Source organism: Pseudomonas sp. NMI542_15, from assembly GCF_021283425.1.
Lineage (GTDB): Bacteria > Pseudomonadota > Gammaproteobacteria > Pseudomonadales > Pseudomonadaceae > Aquipseudomonas > Aquipseudomonas fortuita.
In genome coordinates this window covers 1-22,026 of sequence record NZ_JAJSRO010000032.1, presented here as the reverse complement: position 1 = coordinate 22,026, position 22,026 = coordinate 1, and the positions used below count along the sequence as shown (strand labels likewise).

18 protein-coding genes, 1 tRNA gene and 2 pseudogenes are annotated in these 22,026 nt (G+C 63.5%); 12 read left to right on the top strand and 9 right to left on the bottom strand.

The features are described 5' to 3' along the window. The first annotated feature begins 30 nt into the window (after positions 1-30). Positions 31-1,107, top strand: coding sequence for a 3-keto-5-aminohexanoate cleavage protein (locus LU684_RS28315; RefSeq protein WP_016485864.1), 1,077 nt, complete (start codon positions 31-33; stop codon positions 1,105-1,107). A gap of 72 nt (positions 1,108-1,179) precedes the next feature. Here the strand turns inward: LU684_RS28315 and LU684_RS28310 are convergent, their stop codons facing one another. Then, positions 1,180-2,463, bottom strand: coding sequence for an arsenic transporter (locus tag LU684_RS28310; protein WP_232895277.1), 1,284 nt, complete (start codon positions 2,461-2,463; stop codon positions 1,180-1,182). Positions 2,464-2,752: 289 nt separating this feature from the next. Here LU684_RS28310 and LU684_RS28305 point away from each other — a divergent pair, with 289 nt between their 5' ends. The 5 genes from LU684_RS28305 to LU684_RS28285 all read left to right on the top strand — a co-directional run bounded on the left by LU684_RS28305 (position 2,753) and on the right by LU684_RS28285 (position 7,941). Further along, positions 2,753-4,993 (top strand): TonB-dependent siderophore receptor, encoded by a 2,241-nt coding sequence (locus LU684_RS28305; protein ID WP_232895276.1) that lies wholly within the window; start codon positions 2,753-2,755, stop codon positions 4,991-4,993. Between the two features lie 157 nt (positions 4,994-5,150). Continuing rightward, positions 5,151-5,438, top strand: a complete 288-nt coding sequence (locus LU684_RS28300) for a hypothetical protein (protein ID WP_060518994.1) — start codon at positions 5,151-5,153, stop codon at positions 5,436-5,438. Continuing rightward, a complete protein-coding gene (locus LU684_RS28295) occupies positions 5,435-6,955 on the top strand; it encodes a PepSY-associated TM helix domain-containing protein (protein WP_232895274.1) in 1,521 nt (506 codons plus the stop codon). The genes LU684_RS28300 and LU684_RS28295 overlap by 4 nt, the downstream gene beginning before the upstream one ends. Continuing rightward, positions 6,952-7,290, top strand: a complete 339-nt coding sequence (locus tag LU684_RS28290) for a DUF3325 domain-containing protein (protein WP_016485869.1) — start codon at positions 6,952-6,954, stop codon at positions 7,288-7,290. The genes LU684_RS28295 and LU684_RS28290 overlap by 4 nt, the downstream gene beginning before the upstream one ends. Positions 7,291-7,401: 111 nt before the next feature. Next, entirely contained in the window at positions 7,402-7,941 is a 540-nt protein-coding gene (locus tag LU684_RS28285) for a histidine phosphatase family protein (protein ID WP_209953162.1), read from the top strand. 3 nt (positions 7,942-7,944) lie between these two features. Here the strand turns inward: LU684_RS28285 and LU684_RS28280 are convergent, their stop codons facing one another. Further along, complete coding sequence (locus tag LU684_RS28280) at positions 7,945-8,730, bottom strand: sulfite exporter TauE/SafE family protein (protein WP_016485871.1); 786 nt, start codon at positions 8,728-8,730, stop codon at positions 7,945-7,947. A 297-nt stretch (positions 8,731-9,027) separates the two neighbouring features. Here LU684_RS28280 and LU684_RS28275 point away from each other — a divergent pair, with 297 nt between their 5' ends. Continuing rightward, complete coding sequence (locus tag LU684_RS28275) at positions 9,028-9,405, top strand: RidA family protein (protein ID WP_016485872.1); 378 nt, start codon at positions 9,028-9,030, stop codon at positions 9,403-9,405. Between the two features lie 84 nt (positions 9,406-9,489). Here LU684_RS28275 and mcpA read toward each other — a convergent pair whose 3' ends face one another. Then, positions 9,490-11,376 (bottom strand): methyl-accepting chemotaxis protein McpA, encoded by a 1,887-nt coding sequence (mcpA, locus tag LU684_RS28270; RefSeq protein WP_023047831.1) that lies wholly within the window; start codon positions 11,374-11,376, stop codon positions 9,490-9,492. A 142-nt stretch (positions 11,377-11,518) separates the two neighbouring features. Further along, positions 11,519-12,397, bottom strand: a complete 879-nt coding sequence (locus LU684_RS28265) for a LysR family transcriptional regulator (protein ID WP_232895273.1) — start codon at positions 12,395-12,397, stop codon at positions 11,519-11,521. Between the two features lie 99 nt (positions 12,398-12,496). On the opposite strand from LU684_RS28265, the gene LU684_RS28260 reads away from it, so the two are divergent. Further along, the gene (locus LU684_RS28260; RefSeq protein WP_016485875.1) at positions 12,497-12,925 is read left to right on the top strand and encodes a PACE efflux transporter; all 429 of its coding nucleotides are present in this window, start codon (positions 12,497-12,499) and stop codon (positions 12,923-12,925) included. A 15-nt stretch (positions 12,926-12,940) separates the two neighbouring features. On the opposite strand, the gene LU684_RS28255 is transcribed toward LU684_RS28260, so the two are convergent. From LU684_RS28255 to LU684_RS28240, 4 genes are all read right to left on the bottom strand, one after another. Further along, positions 12,941-14,002, bottom strand: a complete 1,062-nt coding sequence (locus LU684_RS28255; protein WP_016485876.1) for a hypothetical protein — start codon at positions 14,000-14,002, stop codon at positions 12,941-12,943. 122 nt (positions 14,003-14,124) lie between these two features. Next, positions 14,125-14,793, bottom strand: a complete 669-nt coding sequence (locus LU684_RS28250) for a GntR family transcriptional regulator (RefSeq protein ID WP_016485877.1) — start codon at positions 14,791-14,793, stop codon at positions 14,125-14,127. A 16-nt stretch (positions 14,794-14,809) separates the two neighbouring features. Continuing rightward, the gene (locus tag LU684_RS28245) at positions 14,810-15,514 is read right to left on the bottom strand and encodes a FadR/GntR family transcriptional regulator (protein ID WP_016485878.1); all 705 of its coding nucleotides are present in this window, start codon (positions 15,512-15,514) and stop codon (positions 14,810-14,812) included. A gap of 44 nt (positions 15,515-15,558) precedes the next feature. Next, on the bottom strand, positions 15,559-16,872 hold the full coding sequence (locus tag LU684_RS28240) for a C4-dicarboxylate transporter DctA (protein WP_016485879.1): 1,314 nt from the start codon (positions 16,870-16,872) through the stop codon (positions 15,559-15,561). Between the two features lie 458 nt (positions 16,873-17,330). Between LU684_RS28240 and LU684_RS30890 the strand changes: the two are divergent. The 3 genes and pseudogenes from LU684_RS30890 to LU684_RS28230 all read left to right on the top strand — a co-directional run. Further along, positions 17,331-17,612 (top strand): annotated as a pseudogene (locus tag LU684_RS30890) (PAS domain-containing protein); the annotation flags it as partial. Positions 17,613-18,410: 798 nt separating this feature from the next. Continuing rightward, a pseudogene (locus tag LU684_RS30885) lies at positions 18,411-18,896 on the top strand (methyl-accepting chemotaxis protein); the annotation flags it as partial. Between the two features lie 13 nt (positions 18,897-18,909). Continuing rightward, on the top strand, positions 18,910-20,598 hold the full coding sequence (locus LU684_RS28230) for a putative bifunctional diguanylate cyclase/phosphodiesterase (RefSeq protein ID WP_016485881.1): 1,689 nt from the start codon (positions 18,910-18,912) through the stop codon (positions 20,596-20,598). 115 nt (positions 20,599-20,713) lie between these two features. On the opposite strand, the gene folD is transcribed toward LU684_RS28230, so the two are convergent. Further along, positions 20,714-21,568, bottom strand: a complete 855-nt coding sequence (gene folD / locus LU684_RS28225; protein ID WP_016485882.1) for a bifunctional methylenetetrahydrofolate dehydrogenase/methenyltetrahydrofolate cyclohydrolase FolD — start codon at positions 21,566-21,568, stop codon at positions 20,714-20,716. Between the two features lie 270 nt (positions 21,569-21,838). Between folD and LU684_RS28220 the strand changes: the two genes are divergently transcribed. After that, positions 21,839-21,915, top strand: a tRNA-Arg gene (locus LU684_RS28220). Positions 21,916-22,026 lie beyond the last annotated feature (111 nt).

The following is a 22,026-nucleotide window of genomic DNA, read 5'->3' as shown; positions in this document are numbered from 1 at the left end:
TTCCAACAATCCCAATATAAGGAACACCCCATGAACTTCCTTGATGGCCACCTGTTCACCGAGAACCAGCAGCCGTTGATCATCACCGCAGCGCCCTATGCGCCTTCCTGGGTGCCGTCCGACTTCCCCGAGGACATCCCGGTGACCATGGCCGAGCAGGTACAGAAGGCCGTGGATTGCTACAACGCCGGTGCCACGGTGCTCCACCTGCATGTGCGCGAGCTGGATGGCAAGGGCTCCAAGCGCCTGTCCAAGTTCAACGAGTTGATTGCCGGTGTGCGTGAAGCGGTACCGGAAATGATCATCCAGGTGGGGGGCTCGATCAGCTTTGCCCCCGAGACCGAAGGCGCTGCGGCCAAGTGGCTGAGCGACGATACTCGCCACATGCTGGCCGAGCTCGATCCCAAGCCCGATCAGGTCACGGTGACGGTCAACACCTCGCAGATGAACGTGGTCGAGCACTGGGGCTATCAGGATGTGCGCGGGACTTCGATGGAAGACCCGGCGGTGTACGAGGCCTACAAGGAAATGACCGTGCCCGCGCAGCCCGGCTGGGTCGAGGAGCACGTGCGCCGCCTTAGCGCCGCGGGTATCCAGAGTGCCTTCCAGTGCTACAACCTGAACAGTTTCGAGTCGGTCGAGCGCCTGATGCGTCGTGGCATCTACAAAGGCCCGCTGGTGATGAACTGGGTGGCCATCGGCGGCGGCATGGACGTGCCGAACATCTACAGCCTCGCCAACATCGTGCGGGCCGTGCCGGACGGCGCCGTGCTCACCGTGGAAAGCTCGATGCGCAACGTGCTTCCGATCAACATGATGGGCATCGCCATGGGCCTGCACGTGCGCTGCGGCATCGAGGACAACCTGTGGAACCAGGCGCAGACCGAGAAGATGTCCACGGTGCAGCAGATCGAGCAGCTGGTGCGCATGTCGCGCGAGTTCGGTCGGCCGATCGCCACCGCCAGGCAAGCCCGCGAAATCAGCAAGATCGGCGTGTTCTACGACACCGTCGAAGAAAGCCTGCAGGCCAATGGGTTCGCGCCAAACCGCAACGGTGGCCAGCAGGGCTTCTTGCGCAAGACGGCTGAAACCGCTGACGGCAACTGAGCATTGGTTGACGAGAGGTTTTGCGCTGGCTGAAGCTGTGCTCCAGGGATTGGAGCCAGCTGCTCGGCAACCTCAAACACTCAACCAAAGTGCCAGGGCCGCCAAGGTCACCAGCAGCACCGGCACGGTCAGCAGTACGCCGACCTTGAAGTAATACCCCCAGCCGATCACCACCCCTTTGCGCGCCAGCACATGCAGCCACAGCAACGTGGCCAGGCTGCCGATCGGGGTGATCTTCGGCCCCAGGTCGCAGCCGATGATATTGGCGTAGATCATCGCCTCGCGCACCACGCCCTGAGCTTCGCTGGCATGGATCGACAAGGCGCCGATCAGCACACTGGGCAGGTTGTTCATCAGTGACGAAAGCAGCGCTGCAATCAGCCCGGTGCCCAGCGTAGCCCCCCACAGCCCATGCCCGGCGAGCCAGTCCAGTACCCCGGCAAGGGCGTCGGTCAGGCCGGCATTGCGCAGCCCGTACACCACCAGGTACATCCCCAGTGAGAACACCACGATCTGCCACGGTGCTTCGCGCAGCACGCGGCGGGTTGAAATCACGTGGCCGCGGGCGGCCACGGCAAACAGCACGGCGGCGCAGGCCGAGGCCACGGCGCTGACCGGGATGCCCAGCGGCTCCAGCACGAACAGCGCGGCCAGCAACACCACCAGTACCACCCAACCCGCACGGAACGTGGCGCGATCGCGCACTGCCAGGGCAGGCACTTGCAGGTCGTCGGTGGCGTACCGCAGCGGGATGTCGCGGCGAAAATACAGCCACAGCACCAGCAGCGTGGCCGCGACCGCCACCAGGTTCACCGGCACCATCACGGCGGCGTAGGCGTTGAAGCCGAGCCCGAAGTAGTCCGCCGACACGATGTTGACCAGGTTCGATACCACCAGCGGCAGGCTGGCGGTGTCGGCGATAAAACCGGCGCCCATCACGAAGGCCAGGGTTGCCGTGGGGGAAAAGCGCAGCGCCAGCAGCATCGACATGACGATGGGGGTGAGGATCAGGGCTGCGCCATCGTTGGCGAACAGCGCGGATACCGCTGCCCCCAGCAGCACCATGAAGGCAAACAGGCGACGCCCGTCGCCTCGGGCCCAACGCGCCACATGCAGCGCCGTCCAGGCGAAGAAACCGGCTTCGTCCAGCAACAGGCTGATGACGATCAGGGCGATGAAGGTGGCGGTGGCGTTCCAGATGATTGCCCAGACGGTGGGGATATCGTGCAGTGACACCACGCCGCACAGCAGGGCCAGAAGCGCACCGAAGGTGGCACTCCAGCCGACGCCGAGGCCTTTGGGTTGCCAGATGACCAGGGTCAGGGTGAACAGGAAAATCAGCGTGGCTGGGAGCATGAACAGATGGCTCGGGTTAGAGGAAGGCCAGTGTAGCCAGTGCAGCAGCCAATTACTGCAGCATGGCCAGGATTCTGTGTGAGCGGGAATACGGCGCTCTACCGCGCGCTTCAGCAAAGTTCGGTTACAAACATGTAAACTTCGTAAATACGATTTACTCTCATTTGCAATTCCCTATATTTACCACCCCTGTTGGCCACCAGACTGTGTTTGCGAGGCCGGTGGGCGAGGGCTCCCGGTTTGCGACAGGGATGTGCCGTTTCGCTCATGAATCGCAGGAGATGTACCCATGCAGTGCAGAACTTCACCCAACAGCCTGGCCCTGGCGTTCGTGGCGCTGGCGTCACCGGCCATGGTGGCCACCGCGGCCCAGGCTGAAGAGCAGCGTACGGGTGAGGTGCTGGAAGTGCCGGTTGCCGACAACGCGCTGGTGATTCAGGACACCCTGATCACCGCCGAGCGCGAGGCGCGTCAGGCCTTGGGTTCGTCGATCATCACCGCCAACGACATCAAGCGCCACCCGCCGTCCAATGACCTGTCCGATATCATCCGCCGCGAGCCCGGCGTCAACCTGACCGGCAACAGCGCCAGCGGCGCGCGCGGCAACAACCGCCAGATCGACCTGCGCGGCATGGGCCCGGAAAACACCCTGATCCTCATCGACGGCAAGCCCTCCAGCGCCCGCAACGCTGTGCGTTATGGCTGGAACGGTGACCGTGATACCCGTGGTGAAACCAACTGGGTGCCCGCCGAGGCCGTCGAGCGTATCGAGATCTTGCGTGGCCCAGCCGCCGCTCGCTACGGCTCCGGCGCCATGGGCGGGGTGGTGAATATCATCACCAAACGCCCCACCGACGAGCTCAAGGGCAGCGTCAGCCTGTTCACCCAGTTGCCGGAAGACGGTGCCGAGGGTGCCAGCCGCCGCGCCAACTTCAACCTCGGTGGCGGCCTCACCGATAACCTTGGTTTCCGGCTGTTCGGCGGCTTGGCCAAGACTGACGCTGACGACCTCGATATCAACGCCAGCCACGCCAACAGCGCACTGGTTGCCGGGCGCGAGGGGGTGCGCAACAAGGACATCAACGGCCTGCTCAGCTGGAAGTTGAACGACGAGCACCGCTTCGAAGCCAGTGCCGGCTACAGCCGCCAAGGCAATATCTACGCGGGCGACACCATGAACAGCAACGGCGGCAGCGACGTCGCACTGATTTCCAGCCTGTATGGCCACGAAACCAACGTCATGCAGCGCAGCACCTACGACCTGACCCACCTGGGCGACTTCACCTGGGGTACCAGCAAGACCACACTGGCCTACGAATACGTGCGCAACTGGCGCCTCAACGAGGGTTTGGCCGGTGGCCCGGAAGGGGCGATCAACGACAGTGGCGCGGCGATGTCGCGGTTGCGTAACACGCGCTTGAACAGTGAGGTCAACTTGCCGTTCGCCCTGGGCAGCACCGAGCATGTGCTGACCCTGGGGGGCGAGTACCTGTACGAGTCGCTCAACGACCAGGGCTCGTTCCGTCCGCAGAGCTTCGACCCGAGTGGGTCGGGCAATGACGCGATCAGCGGTTTCGACCGCAGCGAATCGAAGATGACCGCCAGAAGCTACGCGTTGTTCGTCGAGGACAATATCGTCATCGGCGACACGACGGTGACGCCTGGCTTGCGTTTTGACCATCACGAGATGTTTGGCGACAACTTCAGCCCCAGCCTGAACCTGTCGCACAAGCTCACCGAGGCGCTGTCGGTCAAAGGCGGCATTGCTCGCGCCTACAAGGTGCCGAACCTGTACCAGTCCAACCCCAATTACCTGCTCTACAGCCGCGGCCAAGGTTGCAGTGTGGAGCAGACCAACTCCGGTGGTTGCTACCTGCAGGGTAACGCCGACCTCAAGCCGGAAATCAGCGTCAACAAGGAGATTGGCCTGCTGTACGACCGCGGCACCTGGCGTACCAGCGCCACCTACTTCCGCAATGACTACAAGAACAAGATCATCGGCGGTACCGATGTGCTCTATGCCATTAACAGCGGCCGCCGCGTGACCCAGTGGGAAAACGCCGGCAAGGCGCGGGTGGAAGGGATCGAAGGCAACGTCTTCATCGAGCTGACGCCGACCCTGGACTGGAACACCAACCTGACCTGGATGCTCGACAACGACAATCGCGAGACTGGCGAACCGCTGTCGGTGATCCCGGAATATACCGTCAACACCACCCTGGACTGGCGCGCCACCGAGCAGCTGTCGTTCCAGGTGGCGGGCACCTACTTTGGCAAGCAGAAATCGCCGACCTACAACTACCGCACCCAGCAAGACTACGACAAGGCCGCGCAGCAGGACGTCGAGGCCTATGGCCTGGTGGATGTGAGCGCCGGGTACAAGTTCAACGCCAACTACGACGTGCGGGTGGGCGTGAACAACGTGTTCGACAAGCAGATCCTGCGTGGCGGCAACGCCAGCAGTTCGGGGGCCAACACGTATAACCAGCCGGGCAGGGCGGTGTTTGCTGCGCTGAATATCAACTTCTGACAGCGGGGGCCGCTTCGCGGCCCGATCGCGACACAAGGCCGCTCCAGCAGGTACCGCACAGCCCTCGGATGCTGTGCGGGGCCTGTGGGAGCTGGCTTGCCGGCGATTGGGCTGCGCACAGCCCTGGCCTCATCACCGGACCTCAAGGAACCCTCCGATGATCAAAGCCCCTGCCTGGCTACAACTACTCTCTCGCAGCGCCGCCGCGTTGCTCGGCGGTTACGCCCTCAGCTACGCCGCCAGTGCCTGCCTGGCCCGCATCCTGCCGCTATCTGCCGCCGATGCGGTCATCGTCGCGACCCTGCCGGCGTTCATTTTTTACACCGTTGCCATCCTCTGGGCCTTCGCCTGCCGAGATGCTTTGCGCGCCTGGGCGCCGCTGGCACTGGCCGTGCCCCTTGCCCTGATCGGCTTCTGGTCGCAGGTAATGGAGCGGCTGGCATGAAGAACACCTTCACCCAATCGATGGCCTGGCTGCACACCTGGGCCGGGCTGATCTTCGGCTGGCTGCTGTTCGCCATCTTCGTCACCGGCACCCTGGCGGTGTTCGACAAGGAGCTCAACCACTGGATGCAGCCGGAAATCCCGGCCACCCAGGTGCCCCAGGCCGACGCTGCCCGGCGCGCTATCGACTACCTGCAGGCCCATGAACCAAAAGCAGGCAACTGGGGCATCAGCCTGCCGAGCGAACGCGCGCCTGGCTTGCGCGTGTCTACGGGCGAGCGCCGCCACGGCGGTGGCGTGCAGCTCGACCCGCGCACCGGCGAGGCCATCGAGGTGCGTGACAGTGTCGGCGGCAACTTCTTCTTCCGCTTCCACTTCACCCTCGACCTGCCACGCAACTGGGGTATTTTCGTGGTCGGTGCGCTGGCGCTGGTGATGCTTGCGGCACTGGTGACCGGCATCGTCATCCACAAGAAGATCTTCAAGGAGTTCTTTACTTTCCGGCCGAACAAGGGCCAGCGCTCGTGGCTGGATTTCCACAACGCCAGCGCGGTGCTGTTGCTGCCGTTCCACCTTATGATCACCTACACCGGCCTGGTGATCTTCATGCTCATCTACATCCCCGCCGGGGTCGATGCGCTCTTTGCCGGCGACGCACGCGCCTACTTCCAGGCCCAAGGCAATGCTCGCGTGGAACAGCCCCGTGGCCTGGCCAGGCAGCCGGCCGCGCTGGTGGATGTAGCCCCGCTGTTGGCCCAGGCCGAGGCGCGGTTGGGGCCGATCGGCGGCTTGAACATCCGCAACCCGAACACGGCGGCGGCGCGCGTTGAAATCCGCCCCGAGCTGGGCAACCGGATTGCCCTGGCCAAGGGGCAGGCCATGGTCTTCGATGGCGTCAGCGGGCAACTGCTCAGCGACGTACCTGAGTGGCGCGCGGTGCCTTTGACCCAGCGGGTCATGGTCGGGCTGCACTTTGCCCAATTTGGCGGCTACCCGATGCGTTGGTTGTACTTCGTGTGCGGGCTGGTCAGCTGCCTGATGATCGCCAGCGGCCTGGTGCTGTTCTGCGTAAAGCGCGGGCGCAAGTATGTCAGTGCCACTGCCGATGCTTCGGCGCGGCGCTGGTACCGGGTGGCCGAGGTGTGCAACGTGAGCTTCATCAGCGGTTTGCTACTGGCATGCGTCGGGCTGCTGTGGGCCAGCCGCTTGTTGCCGGTGGAACTGCTACAGCGGGAGAGCTGGGAAGTACGTGCGTTCTTTGGTGTATGGCTGCTGGCGCTGTTGCATGCGGGTGTCAGGCCGGCACGCCGTGCATGGGCCGAGCAACTGTTGCTGACGGCATTGCTGTGCATCGGCCTGGGTGCGTTTGGCGGGCTCGAAGACGCCATGCGCCTGGGCGTAGCGGCCTGTGCGTTGGTGCTGGGCGTGTTGATTGGGCTGGTGGCCTGGCGGGTGCGGCAAGTACAACCGGTGCAGCGCAAGGCCCGGGCAGGCCGGCAACAGGAGGCCGAGGCATGATGATGTGGATTGCAGGCGCAGTGCTGTTCGCTTATGCCGGTATGCTCGGGCTGTGCCAGGGGCTGGAGCGGCATTACAAACAGGTGTGGAACCGCACCTGCCCGCGCGTGTGGAGTATCAGCCTGCGCAGTGCCGGTTGGTTGGCGTTGCTGGCGAGCCTGACGCTGTGCGCCCAGGCCTGGGGCTGGGCCATGGGGCCGGTGGCCTGGTTCGGCGTGTTGTCGCTGGCGGGGTTGGTGCTGGTGATGTTACTGCCGTACTGGCCACGGCTGGCGGTGGGATTGGTGGGGGCGCTGCCGGTGTGGGGTTTGGCGCAGGTGGTTACCTATCTATGAACTGAGCGCGCCTACAAGGGATACGCGTTTGTGCGGGCGGCGACATTGTTGCAGCCAAACGCCTCGCAGCATGCTAAACCATGGGCCCCTGCCTGCTGCGAGAGAGCCCCGGTGAAAGCCGTCCGCCTGACCCTGATCTGCCATGCCCTGACCCAGGCCCAGAAGACCGGGCGCCTGCACCGTGCAGATGACGCCATCTTGCCGTTGACCCAAGAGCCCGACGCCATCGTGCCCGGCGTGCAAATGCTGACTGCGCCAGAACGGCGAGCCTGCGAGACGGCGGCGTGGTGGTCGGGGCCGGTGCAGATCGAGCCGGCATTGGCCGATTGCGACCTGGGGCGTTGGCAGGGTTTGCCGCTGAAGCAGTTGCAAACCGAACAACCGCAGGCGTTGGCGCAGTGGCTGCAGGACCCGGCCAGTGCGGTGCATGGGGGGGAATCTTTCGCGAGAGTATGCCAGCGGGTGGCCGCTTGGCTGGCGGCCTTCGACACGCCGGGTGAGTGGCTGGCAGTGACTCACCCGATGGTGATGCGCGCCGTGTTGGTAGAGGTGTTGGGGTGCCCGATGCAGGCTAGCCAGCGTATCGACGTGCCGCCGCTTTCGCGCCTTGAGTTGAGCTTTACCGGGCAGTGGCGCCTGCGCCTGGGCTGAGGGTCAGAACGCCAGCTTGTAGCCGATCAGCAGCAGCATCGCCGCCAGGCACGGGCGCAGTACGCGGTCCGAGATCCGTCCGGTGAGGTGGCTGCCCAGGTAGATGCCCGGCAGCGAGCCCAGCAGCAGGTAGCCCAACAGCGACCAGTCCATGTTGCCCATGCCCGCGTGGCCCAGCCCTGCTACCAGGGTGAGCGGCACCGCGTGAGCGATTTCCGTACCGACCAGGCGGCGGGTGACCAGAAACGGGTACAGCAGGAACAGCGCCACGGTGCCCAGGGCGCCAGCACCGATGGAGGTGAGGGTGACCATAACCCCCAGCACCACGCCGGTGACTACGGTGAGGGTGTTCAGGCTGCGGTCGCTGAGGTGATAGTGGTCACTGGCATGGCGGCTGGCAAAGGCCTGCAGACGCGATTTGAACAGAATGGCCAGCGCGGTGAGGATCAGCACCACTGCCAGGCCTTGCTTGATGATGGCGTTAAGCGCCGAGGTGTCGGTGTGCAGGGTGCTGAGGAACCACAGGGTCAGTGCTGCGGCGGGCACGCTGCCCAGGCTGAGCAGCCCGGTGATCTTCCAGTCGATGTTCTTGTGGCGCGCATGCACCCAGACGCCACTGGCCTTGGTGATGGCTGCATAGAGCAGGTCCGTACCAACGGCCGTAGCCGGGTTGATGCCAAACCACAACAGGATCGGGGTCATCAGCGAGCCGCCACCGACGCCGGTCATGCCGACGATGAAACCCACGACCAGGCCCGCAATGGTGAAACCGAAAGAACCTACATCCATACGCTACTCGACTGCCCATCTTTGCCCGTTATCGGATGCAGCCAGCATATAGATTTTTTTATAGCCAAATAGACTTGTTCGTTATTAGGTTATAACCGGCATGTGTTCAGGCCCCGGGCGAACGTTTGCCCGGGGTTGCAGATAAAATCGTAGAACTGGCGCCCGTTCGCGGGCGATAATCCGGGCTTGGACCGGAGCCGATTCAGTGCGGCATGGTGAGGGTCGGCCTGTCACCTTGCCGGCGCAGCGCCCCCACCTTCGCCGACCCGTTTCCAGCAACCTCGAAAGGAGCATCCCATGAGCAATGACATCCAGCGTTTCCCCAGTAGCCTGCCGTTTCCGTTTTCCCGTGCAGTGAAGGCCGGGGGGTTTCTGTTCCTCTCCGGCCAGGTGCCGATGAGCGCCAGTGGTGAAGTAGTGCGCGGTGATATCCAGGCCCAGACCCGCGCAGCCTGCGAGCGCATCGCCGAAAGCCTGGCGGCCTGCGGCGCGCGCTTCGATCAAGTGGTCAAGGCCACGGTATGGCTGTCGGACATGAGCCACTTTGCCGGTTTCAACGAGGTCTACAAGGAGTTTTTTGGCGCGGCGCTGCCAGTGCGTTCGACTGTGGCCTCGGCGTTGGCGCTGGGGGTGGATGTGGAAATTGAAGTGCAGGCGTTTGTCGGCGAAGCCTGACCGGGCTGAGTCCCTGGCAAATCAATAACCCATGTTTTCTAAGAGGCGGCAACAGGCAGTGGCTGTTGCCGTCTATGACAGGGCTTAGATCCTGAAGCTGCCTACCAGCTGCTTCAAGCGGCCAGCCTGTTGAGCCAGTTGATCGCAGTGCAGCAGTGTCTCGTTCAGGTTCTCGACGCCTTGCTGATTCAGGGCGTTGATCTGGGTGATGTCCAGGTTGAGGCTCTCGACCACGGCAGTCTGCTCTTCGGTGGCGGTCGCCACCGACTGGTTCATGCCATCGATTTCGCCAATACGCTGGGTCACGCTGGCCAGGCGTTCGCCGGCCTGGTTGGCCACCTGCACGGTCTGCTCGCTCGAAACCTGGCTGGTGTTCATGGTGTGCACCGCTTCGCGCGAGCCTACCTGCAGGCTGGTGATCATGCGGTGGATCTCTTCTGCCGATTCCTGGGTGCGGTGTGCCAGGTTGCGCACTTCGTCGGCCACCACGGCAAAACCACGGCCGGCCTCACCGGCACGGGCGGCCTCGATCGCGGCGTTCAGTGCCAGCAGGTTGGTCTGCTGCGAGATGCCCTTGATCACATCGAGGATCTTGCCGATTTCGTCGGTGCTGGCGTTAAGCGTTTCGATCTGCGCGCAGGACTCGCTGATGCGCTGGGACAGGGCGGTCATGGCGCTGATCGCTTCCTCGACCACTGCACGCCCGCCGTGGGCCTGCTCGCTGGCGCCGCTGGCATGCTGCGAGGCATCGGCGGCGTTACGGGCGATTTCCTGTGTGGCAGCCCCCAGTTCGTTGATGGCCGCGGCCACACTGTTGGTGCGCATACTCTGTTCTTCAGAACCGCTGATTGACGCGTTGGACGCGCTGACCACTTTTTCCGACAGGTCATGCACCAGGCGGGTGGCCGAGGACACTTCGCTGATGGAGGCATGGATGCGTTCGACAAAGCGGTTGAACGAGGTGGCCAGCTCGCCGAATTCGTCCTTGTTTTGCACGGTCAGGCGGCGGGTCAGGTCGCCTTCACCTTCGGCGATGTCGCGCATGGCGCGGCCCATGGTGGTCAGCGGGCGCATCAGCACCGGGATCAGCAGGCCCAGCAGGCCGGCGATGGCAGCCACGGCAATGAGCATGGCGATGATCGCCGAGGTGCGGAATTGGCTGAGCGCCGCGTAAGCCTTGTCTTTATCGATGGACAGGCCGATGTACCACTGTGCCGACGGCAGGCCGGCCACCGGGGCGAAGGAAATGATGCGGTCCTGGCCGTTGAGGATGACATCCTGCATGCCGGCGGCAACCCGCAGGTTGCTGCCCGGATAGATGTCCTTGAGGTTCTTCATCACCTGGTCTTTGTCGGGGCTGACAATCACCTGGCCGTTGGCGTCGGCCAGGAAGGCGTGGCCGATGCCGCCGAAATCGACCGAGTTGATGATCTCGACCAGCGTGTCCAAAGTCACGTCGCCACCGACCACACCCATCAGTTCACCATCGCCCTTGCGCTTCACCGGGGTGGCGATGGTCACCATCAGGCCACCGACAGCGCCTTGGTAGGGGGCTGTCAGCACAGTCTGCCCGGCGCTGGCGGCGGCGCCGTACCACGGGCGCTGGCGAGGGTCGTAACCGGCAGGCATCTGGGTATCCGGGCGCTGGGTGAACACACCGTTGGCCTGGCCCAGGTAGGTGAACAGGAAATTGCGCGTGTAGGAAGGCTGCTCGATCAGCCCGGCCAGGGTCTCCCCGGTGCCTTGCTGGCCGATATCCTGGGCCAGGTTTTCCAGCACCAGGATGCGCCCGCTCATCCAGTTTTGCACGCTGCTGGCAGTCAGTGCGCCGGATTGCTGTACCGAGGCTTCGATGTTCTGGCGGATCGTGTTGCGTTGCAGGTAGTCGTTGTAGAGCGTGAACAGGGCAAATGCCAGGACCACGACGCCGCAGGCGCTGAGCAGGATCTTGTGGCGAAATTTCAGGTTCATGTTTCGAGACCTTGAGCCAATGAGGGGAGGGCGCAGCACGCTCATGACGCGATGCGGTGCCTGTCGACCGAGATATCGGCTCAAGGGGTAAAAGATTGAAGCACTTACAGTAATTTCTTCTGGGCGTTTCGACAGACGGCAGTCACTGATTCGTCAGCTGTTCGATCAACAGCCGTGCGGCCTGCTGCAGCGGTTGTTGTTTGCGCCACAAAATGTGTACCGGCAACTGCAACTCGTTGCGGGTATTGCGAAAATCCAGGCGTACCAAGCGCCCGTTGGCCAGCCGCGGCGCGACCCGCGACAGTGGCAGGTCGCCCCAGCCCAGGCCGGCTTCCACCATTTGCAACGCCAGGTCGAAGCTGTCGGTGGACCAGTGTGTGGCGCCGATCAGCGGGCGCGGGTCAGCCAGCGGCAGGTCGCGGCTGCGCACCAGAATCTGACGCACCCGGGTCAGGTCTTCGAGGTAGTGAATGCGCCCCTCGCGCAAGGCCGGGTGGGTGGGCGACAGCGTGGCCACCAGCGACTCCACGCCGATGTGCTGGAAGCTTCGGCGGGCATCGACCTGCAGGCCGGCAAAGGCCACGCAGAGGTCGGCCCGCCCGCTGTCCAGCAAGTGCAGGGCTTCTTCCTGCGGGGCGCTGAGCAGGGCGTTATCCAGCAACGGGTGGCGCTCGCCCAGGCTGGCGATGGCCGCCAGCAACGGGCGGTGGTCGATGTCTGGCACAACGGCCACGCTCAGGCTGCTTTCCAACCCTTGGGACAGCTCCAGGGCATGCACTTGTAGCAGCCCCAGTTGTTCGGCAATCAGCCTGGCGTGTGGCTCCAGGGCCAAAGCCTTTGCGGTAGGGCGAACCTCACTTGAGCCGCGCTCGAACAGGCTGTAGCCCAGCTCGGCCTCAAGATTGCCGATGGCCATGCTCACGGCCGAAGGCACCCGCTGGAGGGCGCGTGCGGCGGCGGAAAACGAGCCGCGGTCGAGTACGGCAAGAAACAGCTGGATGTTGTCGCTGGAAAAATTCATGGCAGCCTCCTGTCAGTAGATCTGACAGCCGCTGACTTTTGCTGTCAAGCATGATGACGCATGATCGCGCCCATCGCTTTTGTCATTGGAGTAATCCCGATGCAGGGACTAAAACGCAAACTGGTCTACGTGACTTTCTATGAGCTGATTGGGCTGTGCATGTCGACCCTCGGCCTGGCCTACCTGTCGGACACCCAGGCGTCGCATACCGGGCCACTGGCGGTCATGATCACCACCATCGCCATGCTCTGGAACCTGATTTACAACACCCTGTTCGAGTACTGGGAGAGCCGCCAGGCCAGGCGCGGGCGCAGCGTGGCGCGCCGAGTGGCGCATGCCATCGGTTTCCAGCTGACCTTGGTGGTGTACCTGATCCCGCTGATTGCCTGGTGGCTGGACATGACGCTGATGGAGGCGTTGCTGGTCGATATGGCGTTCATCATTCTGGTGCCGTGCTACACCTTCGCCTACAACTGGGCGTTCGACCGGGTCTTTGGGCTGCCACGTTCTGCCATGGCTGCTGCTTGATCCAGCCTGTACCCACTAAGGCGGCAGGCGGATGATCAAAGGTTCTTGCTGCTGCTTTACCTGCTGTTCCACCGGTTGTTCAACTGGACGTGGTGCGCTGGCGAGCAAGCTGTCCTCAACCTGCCCCGACAGGTAATACACCCCCGCCATTGCCCCGCTCTGGCGGTTCTCCATCAACTCCTGCCATTCCTGGTTCAGTGCCACGTTGAGGATCACCCGCAACTGCTCGACCATCTGCGGCTGTTCGCGGTCATGGGTCATCATGCCGTAGCCGGCCGCGGCGATTGAAATCATCGCTCCCGCCACTTTGCCGACTGCTGATGCGACGGCGCTGGCGATGCCGCGTGGGGCCAGGGTAGCGCCGAGCTTGTCGCTCGCCTGGGTGGCCACCGAATTAAGCCCGACATCGGTTCTCCCGGGGCCCTTGCTGGCCAGTTGATGAAGGTGCTGGCGCATGGCTTGCCAGGCCGGCTGCTGGTCCAGCGGCTTGGCCCGTAGCAGTTGATACAGGCTGGCATTGCGGGCATCCGGTGGCCCCAGGGCGATGGCGGGGATGCGGTTGAGGCGCTGGCTGAGCTGCTCGGGCGGCGCGTTGTAGCGGCTGATGATGGCTGGCAGTTGCTGGCCGAACAGTTGCAGGTACAGCTCGCAGGCCCGGTCACGGATGCCCTCGGGGTTGATCTGTTCGGCCACCGGCTCGATCACCCGCACGTGGTATTGCTCCTGCAGGTACAGGGCCAGGCGCTTTTCTGCCGGCTCCCGGCCTGTGCCACTGTCGAGTTTGTACCAGGCCACCTTGAGGGTCAGCCACTGTTGGGTCCAGTAGCCGGTGAACCAGGGGATGAAGTCACTTTCGGTGCGCTGTTGTACCTGTTCCCGCCACACCCGCATGGAGCGCCGTGCATAGTCATTGGCCGAGCCGGCTGCGCCGACCGAGGCGTCGATCAGTTCCTGATCGATGCGTTGCCAGGTGGCCGGGGTGAGCACCGCAGGGGGCGGCGGGGCTGGTGGGCGCTTGCCCGCGCAACCGGTGAGGGCCAGCAGAAGGCACAGCAACAGAAGGATTCGAGAACTCACGCGGCCGCCTCCCTGGTAGAGGCTGGGGTGGTTCTCGCAGTATAGGGCCGGGTGAGTGGGGTTGCTGTGCAGCCCATCGCCCGGTCATCGCGGTCCTACAGGGACCGCGTCAGCATGAGCGGCTAGTTCAGGTCGAGCTTTTGTTCCAGGCGGTCCAGGTGCTTGTGCATCAGCCCAAGCGCCGCCTCGGCATCGCCTTGCTCCACGGCATCGATGATCGCCGCATGTTCTTGCCAGGCGCAGTGGTCGCAGCACGGCGATTCGTAGCGGGCAATGATTAGCGAGGTCATTGGAACCAGGCCGTTGAGAAACCGCGCCAGTGGCGCATTGGCTGCCACCTGCGCCAGTTTGAGGTGAAACTCGCCGCCCAGGCGGATTGCCGCGCACCGTTCGCCGCTTTCATGGTGCTGGCGTTCGCGTTCCACCAGTTGCCGCAGCTGGCGCACCTGCGCCGGCCGAGCGCGTTGGGCGGCCAAGGTGATCAGCGTGGTTTCGGCCAGGCGTCTGGCACTGAGTACCTGGCGCGCCTGGTCCGGGTCGGGCGCCGCCAGGTGCGCGGTGTGGCTGGGCCGCTGCACCACCACCTGCTGGTCGGACAGGCGCCCAAGCACACGGCGTATCACGGTGCGGCTGACGCCAAAGGCATGGCCCAGCGCCTGCTCGGGCAACAGGGCGCCCGGTGGCAGGCGCTGTTCGAGAATGGCGTCGAACAGCCGAGGGTAGATTTGCTCGGCCGACAGACGGGTTTCGCCAGCAGCCAGCAGGGCTGGCAGGTGGGGGGCGGCATTCATGGTCGCTCTCCTGGGGTCATGGGCGCGGGTGTTCGTCCGGGATGTTCAGCGGGATGCCCATGCGTTGGCCTTCGGCCAGAATGTGCTGGCGCATCTGGGCGCTGGCCTGGGCACTGTTGCGTTCGCGAATGGCGCGTACCACGGCTTCGTTTTCCTTGAGCCGTGCTGCCAGGTGTTCGGGCGAATTGCGCAGCATGTCGGCACTTTGCTTCAAGGCATTACCGGTCTGTTGCACCACGCTCTGGAAGATCGGGTTGGTGGTCAGGGTGAACAGCGCCTCATGGAAAGCGATGTAGGCTTTTACCCCGGCTTCGCTGTCATCGGCCTCCAGCGCTTCACGCATGTCCATCAAGGTGAGGCGCAACTGGCCGACGTCCTGGCTATTGGCCGACTGCGCCACCAGCCCGACGATGAAAGGCTCGAGGGTGTAGCGCAGCTCCAGCACATCGGCCAGGCTGGCCGCAGCACCGGTGTCCATGCCCTGTTCCTGAGTGACGGCGTCGGCATCCAGCACCAGGACGCCCTTGCCCGGCAGCGAGCGCACCAGGCCCAAGGTTTCCAGTACGGTCACCGCTTCGCGCAGGCTGGGCCGGCTGATGCCCAGCTGTTCGGCCAGCTCGCGCTGGCCCGGCAGCATGTCGCCGGTGCGCCATTGGCCCCGGGCCAGGGCCTGGCGCAGTTTTTCCACCACTGAGTTGACGACGGTCGATGAGCTGATCACGGTTCGCTCCTGCAAGGGCCGGCGTCATCGCCGGCCACTTTCGGTCAAAATTCCTGTTGATGGTGCGTATTGGGCTGTTTGCGCGGGGTTGGGGTAAAGCCGAGCTTGCCGTCGAGCACGTTCTGCGCGCGTTCCAGGTCAATATCCTTTTCCCAGCGGGCGATGGCCACGGTGGCCACGCAGTTGCCAATCAGGTTGGTCAGCGCCCGGCCGATGCCCATGAACCAGTCCACCGCCAGCACCAGCACCAGGCCTACCACCGGGATTGCCGGCACGGCAGTCAGGGTGGCGGCGAGGATCACCAGTGCCGAGCCTGGGATGCCATGAGCCCCCTTGGAAGTCACCAGCGACACCAGCAGGATGGTCAGCAGGTCGGTCATTTCCAGCGGCGTGCCGGTCGCGTTGGCGATGAACACGATGGCCAAGGTCAGGTAGATGGAGAAACCGTCGAGGTTGAACGAGTAGCCGGTGGGGATTACAAGGCCGACCGTGGAACTGCCAATGCCCAGGTGCTCCAGCTTGCGCATGATCTGGGGCAGCACAGCGTCGGAAGACGCGGTACCAAGGACGATGGTCAGCTCCTCTCGCAGGTACTTGATCAACGGCAGCAGTTTCAGCCCCGACAGGCGCATCACCGTACCCAGCACAATCAGCACGAAGCCGGCGCAGGTCAGGTAGAACAATGCCACCAAGCCGCCCAGGTGTTGCAGCGATTCCAGGCCGTACTTGCTGGTGGTAAAGGCGATGGCGCCGAATACGCCGATGGGGGCCAGGCGTACGATCATGCCCATGATGCGGAAGATCACATGGCTCAGCTCGTTGATAAGCCGCGAGATACCGGCGGCCGAGTCACCTACCAGGTTCAGTGCACTACCGAACAGCACCGAGAACAGCAGTACCTGAAGAATGTTGTTGTCGGCGAAGGCACCTACCACGGAGGTGGGGATCAGGTCCATGAAGAACGCCGTGGCGCCATGGATGTGCTGGCCGCGCTCGGCCAGGCCATTGGCATCGGCACTGGATAACTGGTCCAGGTGGATGTTGGCACCGCTGCCGATGCCACTGCTGAAAGCGAACACCAGACCGATCACCAGCGCCAGAGTGGTCAGCACTTCAAAGTAGATCACCGACTTCAGGCCGATGCGTCCGACCTTTTTCAGGTCGCCCGCGCCCGAGATGCCGCTCACCACCACACAGAACACGATCAGGCCGATGAGCATCTTGATCAGCTTGATGAACCCGTCGCCGAGGGGTTTGAGTTGCAGGGAAAGGTCGGGAAAACTGAGACCGCAGGCGATGCCGAGGGCAAGGCCGAGCACGACTTGCAGGAATATCGAACGCGAGCACCATTTGAGCATGGGGGGAGTCTCTGATCGGTGTCCTTGCTTCGGTAGCCGCACGGGGCGAAAGAGCGCAGGACTTAATTATTGTGGTCTTACCGGTTTGTTCAGCGCGAAGCCATAAAAGCGCGAAAAATCCGACATTGCAAGGGTTTTTGGCCTTACCGGTCTGACCAGTTATGGGGCGCTCTGGCTTGCCAGGCTCTAGTTCGGTGCGCGCCATGCAGGTGGCGCGTACGAAATTGTGCAGGGCTTGACCAGCGCCTCAAGGGCTTTGCAATCAGCTTGCCAAGCCCAGCCAAGGGCCTTGAATAATAGATAACGCCATGATCCGTAAGGTTTATTTGCTTTATGTGTTGGGGCTCGTAGAATCCGCGCCTGACTGGGCAGTCACCAAGCAGGTGTTTGCGGGATTATTTATCCCGCAAAACGCTCGGTAGCAGCCGCCTGGCACCCCCCATGAATGGAGTCTCACTGTGCGTCTCAACTTGCCGGTAACCCCGGTCGAGCAACGTTTTCCCTCTGATCAGCGGCTCATTTCCGCTACCGATACCGCCAGCCTGATCACCTATTGCAACCCCGAATTCGCCGCCATCAGCGGCTACAGCGACGCTGAACTGATCGGCAGCCCGCACAACCTGGTGCGCCACCCGGACATGCCGCCGGCGGTGTACGAACTGATGTGGCGCTACCTGAAGGCTGGCAAGAGCTGGATGGGTATCGTCAAGAATCGCTGCCGCAACGGCGACTACTACTGGGTCAACGCCTATGTCACGCCGATCCTCGAAGGTGGGCGGGTGGTGGGCTATGAGTCGGTAAGGGTGTGCCCCACGCGTGAGCAGGTGGCACGCGCCGAGGCCCTGTATGCGCGGATGCGTGCCGGCCAGGCGGCACTGTCGGTACCGCGCCGGCTGAGCATGCTGGTGCAGGCCTTGGCCTTGCCACTGGCCGGTGGGCTGCTGGCGCTGGGCGCCAACCAGCTGTGGCCTGGCCTGGTGGGGCAGGGGCTGACCGTGGGGTTGTTCCTGGCCTACGGGCTGTGGGCGCACAACGCCATCGGACGCCGGATGCAACAGGTGGTCGAGGGGGCCGAAGGTACCTTCGCCGACCCGGTCGCGGCCTTGACCTACAGCGACCTGCCTGGCGCTGCCGGGCAACTGCAACTGATGCTGATCAGCGAAGAAGCGCGCCTGAAAACCGCGTTGACGCGGTTGAGCGACCTGGCCGGGCAAATGGCCGTGGCGGCCCACGATGCCGGGCAGTTGTCACGCAGCACTGAGGCGGCGTCGCTGGAGCAGCGCGCAGAAACCGATCTGAGTGCCACAGCGATGAACCAGATGGCGGCCTCCATCGGTGAAGTGGCCAACCACGTGCACTTGACTGCTGCCGAAGCCCGCACTGCGCACCAGTTGGCCGAACAGGGTAGCCAGGTGGCCGATGCCAGTGGCGCGGCGATTCGCACCTTGGCCAGCACCGTAACCCAGATCAACCAGGCGGTCAGCCACCTGGCCGGTCAGACCGGTGCCATCGCCGAAGCTGCCGGGATGATCCGCGGTATTGCCGAACAGACCAACCTGCTGGCCCTCAACGCAGCCATTGAAGCTGCGCGTGCGGGCGAACAAGGCCGTGGTTTCGCCGTGGTTGCCGACGAGGTACGTGCACTGGCTGACAAGACCCGCCAGTCAACACTGCACATCCAGGCCATCATCGACACCTTGCGCACTGGCGCCGAGGAGGCCGTGGCCATTGCCAGCCAAGGCATCATTGGCGCCGAGCAAGGTGTTGCTCAGGTCCAGGAAGCCCGGCAGGCATTGCATGGCATTCGTGACGCGGTGCAGCGTATCAGTGACATGAGCCAGCAGATGGCGACCGCCTCGCAGCAGCAGTCGGCGGTGGCAGAAGACGTTTCGCGGCAGATCAACGGCGTAGCCGGAATTGCCCAGCATAGCGCTCACAGCGCCAACGCCGCCGCCTCGCGCGGCGCCGAACTGGAACAGGTGTGCGCCGGATTGCGCGCCCTGGTGGAGCGCTTCAACCGCTAAGGCAGGATGCTTTATGGATGATAACTATCGCGCGGCCGTAGATGCGGCCGCGATCTTTTCCGAAACCGACCTGCGTGGGAACATCACCTACGTCAACCAGCAGTTCTGCAGCATCTCGGGCTACAGCCGTGAGGAGCTGCTGGGCGCCAACCACCGCATCCTCAACTCCGGCCTGCACGAGCCGGCATTCTTTGTCGGCATGTGGCGCGCCCTCGCCGCCGGGCGGGTGTGGAAGGGGGAGATCTGCAACCGGTCCAGAGACGGTTCGCTGTATTGGGTCGACAGCACCATGGTGCCACTGGTCGATCCGCTGACTGGCCAGGTGCGCAAGTATGTGTCGATCCGCTTTGACGTCACCGAGAAGCGCCAGTTGCTGCATACCTTGCAGTGGCGGGTGGGTCACGATGTGCTGACGGGCCTGCCCAACCGTGCCTACCTCTCCGACCTGCTGAACCAGGCCTTGGCCTACTCACGCCGCGAAGACATCTCGCTGGCGGTGTGCATGCTCGACCTGGATGGCTTCAAGGCGGTCAACGACGGTTACGGGCATGCCGTGGGCGACCTGCTGCTGGTGGAAGTGGCGCAGCGCTTGAAGGGTATCCTGCGAGGGGGTGATGCCGTGGCCCGGTTGTCGGGTGACGAGTTTGTGCTGATCCTGCGCCATGTTGATGATGAGCGCCAGCTGCATGCAGCCCTGAGGCGGGTGTTGCGGGCATTGGCGGCGCCCTGTGTGGTACGTGAACACACGCTGTCGCTCAGCGCCAGTATTGGCGTGACCCTGTACCCGCAGGATGACGAAGATGCCGATACGCTGGTACGCCACGCCGACCAGGCCATGTATCTGGCCAAGCAGCGCGGGCGCAACCGCTATCACCTGTTCGACGTATCGCAGGAGCAGGAGCTCAAGGCTACCCACCAGACGGTGGCGCGGGTGCGACGGGCACTGACCGACCGCGAGCTGTGCCTGTATTACCAGCCCAAGGTGAACCTGCGCAGTGGTCAGGTGCTGGGCTTCGAGGGCTTGCTGCGCTGGCAGCGGCCTGGCCGGGGCGTGGTGCCGCCCGGCGACTTTTTGCCTTGGGTTGAGCAGACCGACCTGATCGTTGAAATCGGCGAGTGGGTGATCGGCCAGGCGCTGAGTCAGTTGCAGGCCTGGGGGCGGCAGGGGCAGCCTTGGTCATTGAGTGTGAATATTGCGGCGCGGCATTTACAGCGCAGTGACTTTACCGAGCGGCTGCAGCAGCTGTTGGCAGAGTACCCGGAGGTGAACCCGTCCCGGCTTGACCTGGAAATCGTCGAGTCAGTGGCCATCGACAACCTGCAGCACGTCAGCCGCTGCCTGGATGCCTGTCGTGCACTGGGCGTGCGCTTTTCGCTGGACGATTTCGGCACCGGCTATTCGTCGTTGAGTTACCTGAAACGCTTGCCCACCCAGACGATCAAGATCGATCAGTCGTTCGTGCGCGACATCCTGCACGACCAGGACGACCTTGCGCTGACCGCCGCCGTCATCGGCCTGGCGCGAGCCTTCGGTCGCGAGGTGGTAGCCGAAGGGCTGGAGAGTGTGGAGCACGGCAGGGTGCTGATGGGCCTGGGCTGCGAGCTGGCGCAAGGTTATTGCATTGCCAGGCCGATGCCGGCCGGCGAAGTGCAAGCCTGGGCGCAGGCCTACCGGCAGCCGGTGCAGTGGCGCCAGCCCTGAGCGGCCACCCGCGGAGGGTGGTAAAGACTCAGGCCTGCCAGCGTGCTGCCAGCGCATTGCTTATGGGCAAAAAAAACGGCACCTGCCAGAGGTGCCGTTTTCACATCACGTACTGTTACTTATGCAGCTCTTCCGCCGCATACAGCGTGTTTTCCAGCAGGCAGGCCCGGGTCATCGGCCCGACGCCACCCGGCACCGGGGTGATCCAGCCAGCGCGCGGCAGGGCGGTCTCGTAGACCACGTCGCCCACCAGCTTGCCGTCTTCCTGGCGGTTGATGCCCACGTCAATGACGATGGCGCCTTCCTTGACCCACTCCCCCTTGACCAGGCCCGGCTTGCCGGCAGCCACAACCACCAGGTCGGCACGCCCGACATGGCCAGCCAGGTCCTTGGTGAAGCGGTGGCAGACGGTCACGGTGCAGCCGGCCAGCAGCAGCTCCATGGCCATCGGGCGACCCACGATGTTGGAGGCGCCGACGATGACCGCATCCATGCCGTACAGGTCCTGACCAGTGCTTTCCAGCAGGGTCATGATGCCTTTCGGTGTGCATGGGCGCAGCAGCGGGATGCGTTGGGCCAGGCGGCCTACGTTGTACGGGTGGAAGCCGTCCACGTCCTTGTCCGGGCGAATGCGCTCGAGCAGCAGCGAGGCGTCCAGGTGCTCCGGCAGCGGCAGTTGCAGCAGGATGCCATCTACGGCCGGGTCGTCGTTGAGGCGATCGATCAGCTCGGTCAGGGCCTGCTGCGAAGTGTCGCTGGGCAGGTCGAATGCCTGCGAAATGAAACCGACCTCTTCGCAGTCCTTGCGCTTGTGCGAGACATAGACTTGCGAGGCGGGGTCGGTGCCGACCAGGATCACTGCCAGGCCCGGCGTACGCAGGCCTTGCTGGCGACGCTCCACGACACGTTGAGCGATCTGCTTGCGCAGGCTGGCGGCGATCGCCTTGCCATCGATTAGGTGTGCAGTCATAGACGCGTGATTAACCATCGAGAAGGAAACAATAAAGAACGCGTATTCTCGCACGACACGCGCCAAGGGCAAAGGCGGGTGGTCGGGCAAATCCCCTAACCCCTTAAATAATTTAAATTTTTTTGAAAAAGGTGTTGACGACTTTCGGGGTCGCCTATAAGATTCGCCGCACTTGTCGGGCACAGCCTAGCACTGGTTGGCTAAGTCGGGCAGAATGAGTGGTTTAGCAGTTACCTGTTAATGACTTGTTCGGTTAGGCTTCAAGCTTAAGCGCCCGTAGCTCAGCTGGATAGAGCATCCGCCTTCTAAGCGGATGGTCGCAGGTTCGAGTCCTGCCGGGTGCGCCATTAGGCAGCTTGGGCAAGCAAGTAAAGTTGTAATGCAATATGGTGGGCGTAGCTCAGTTGGTAGAGCGCTGGATTGTGATTCCAGTTGTCGTGGGTTCGATTCCCATCGTC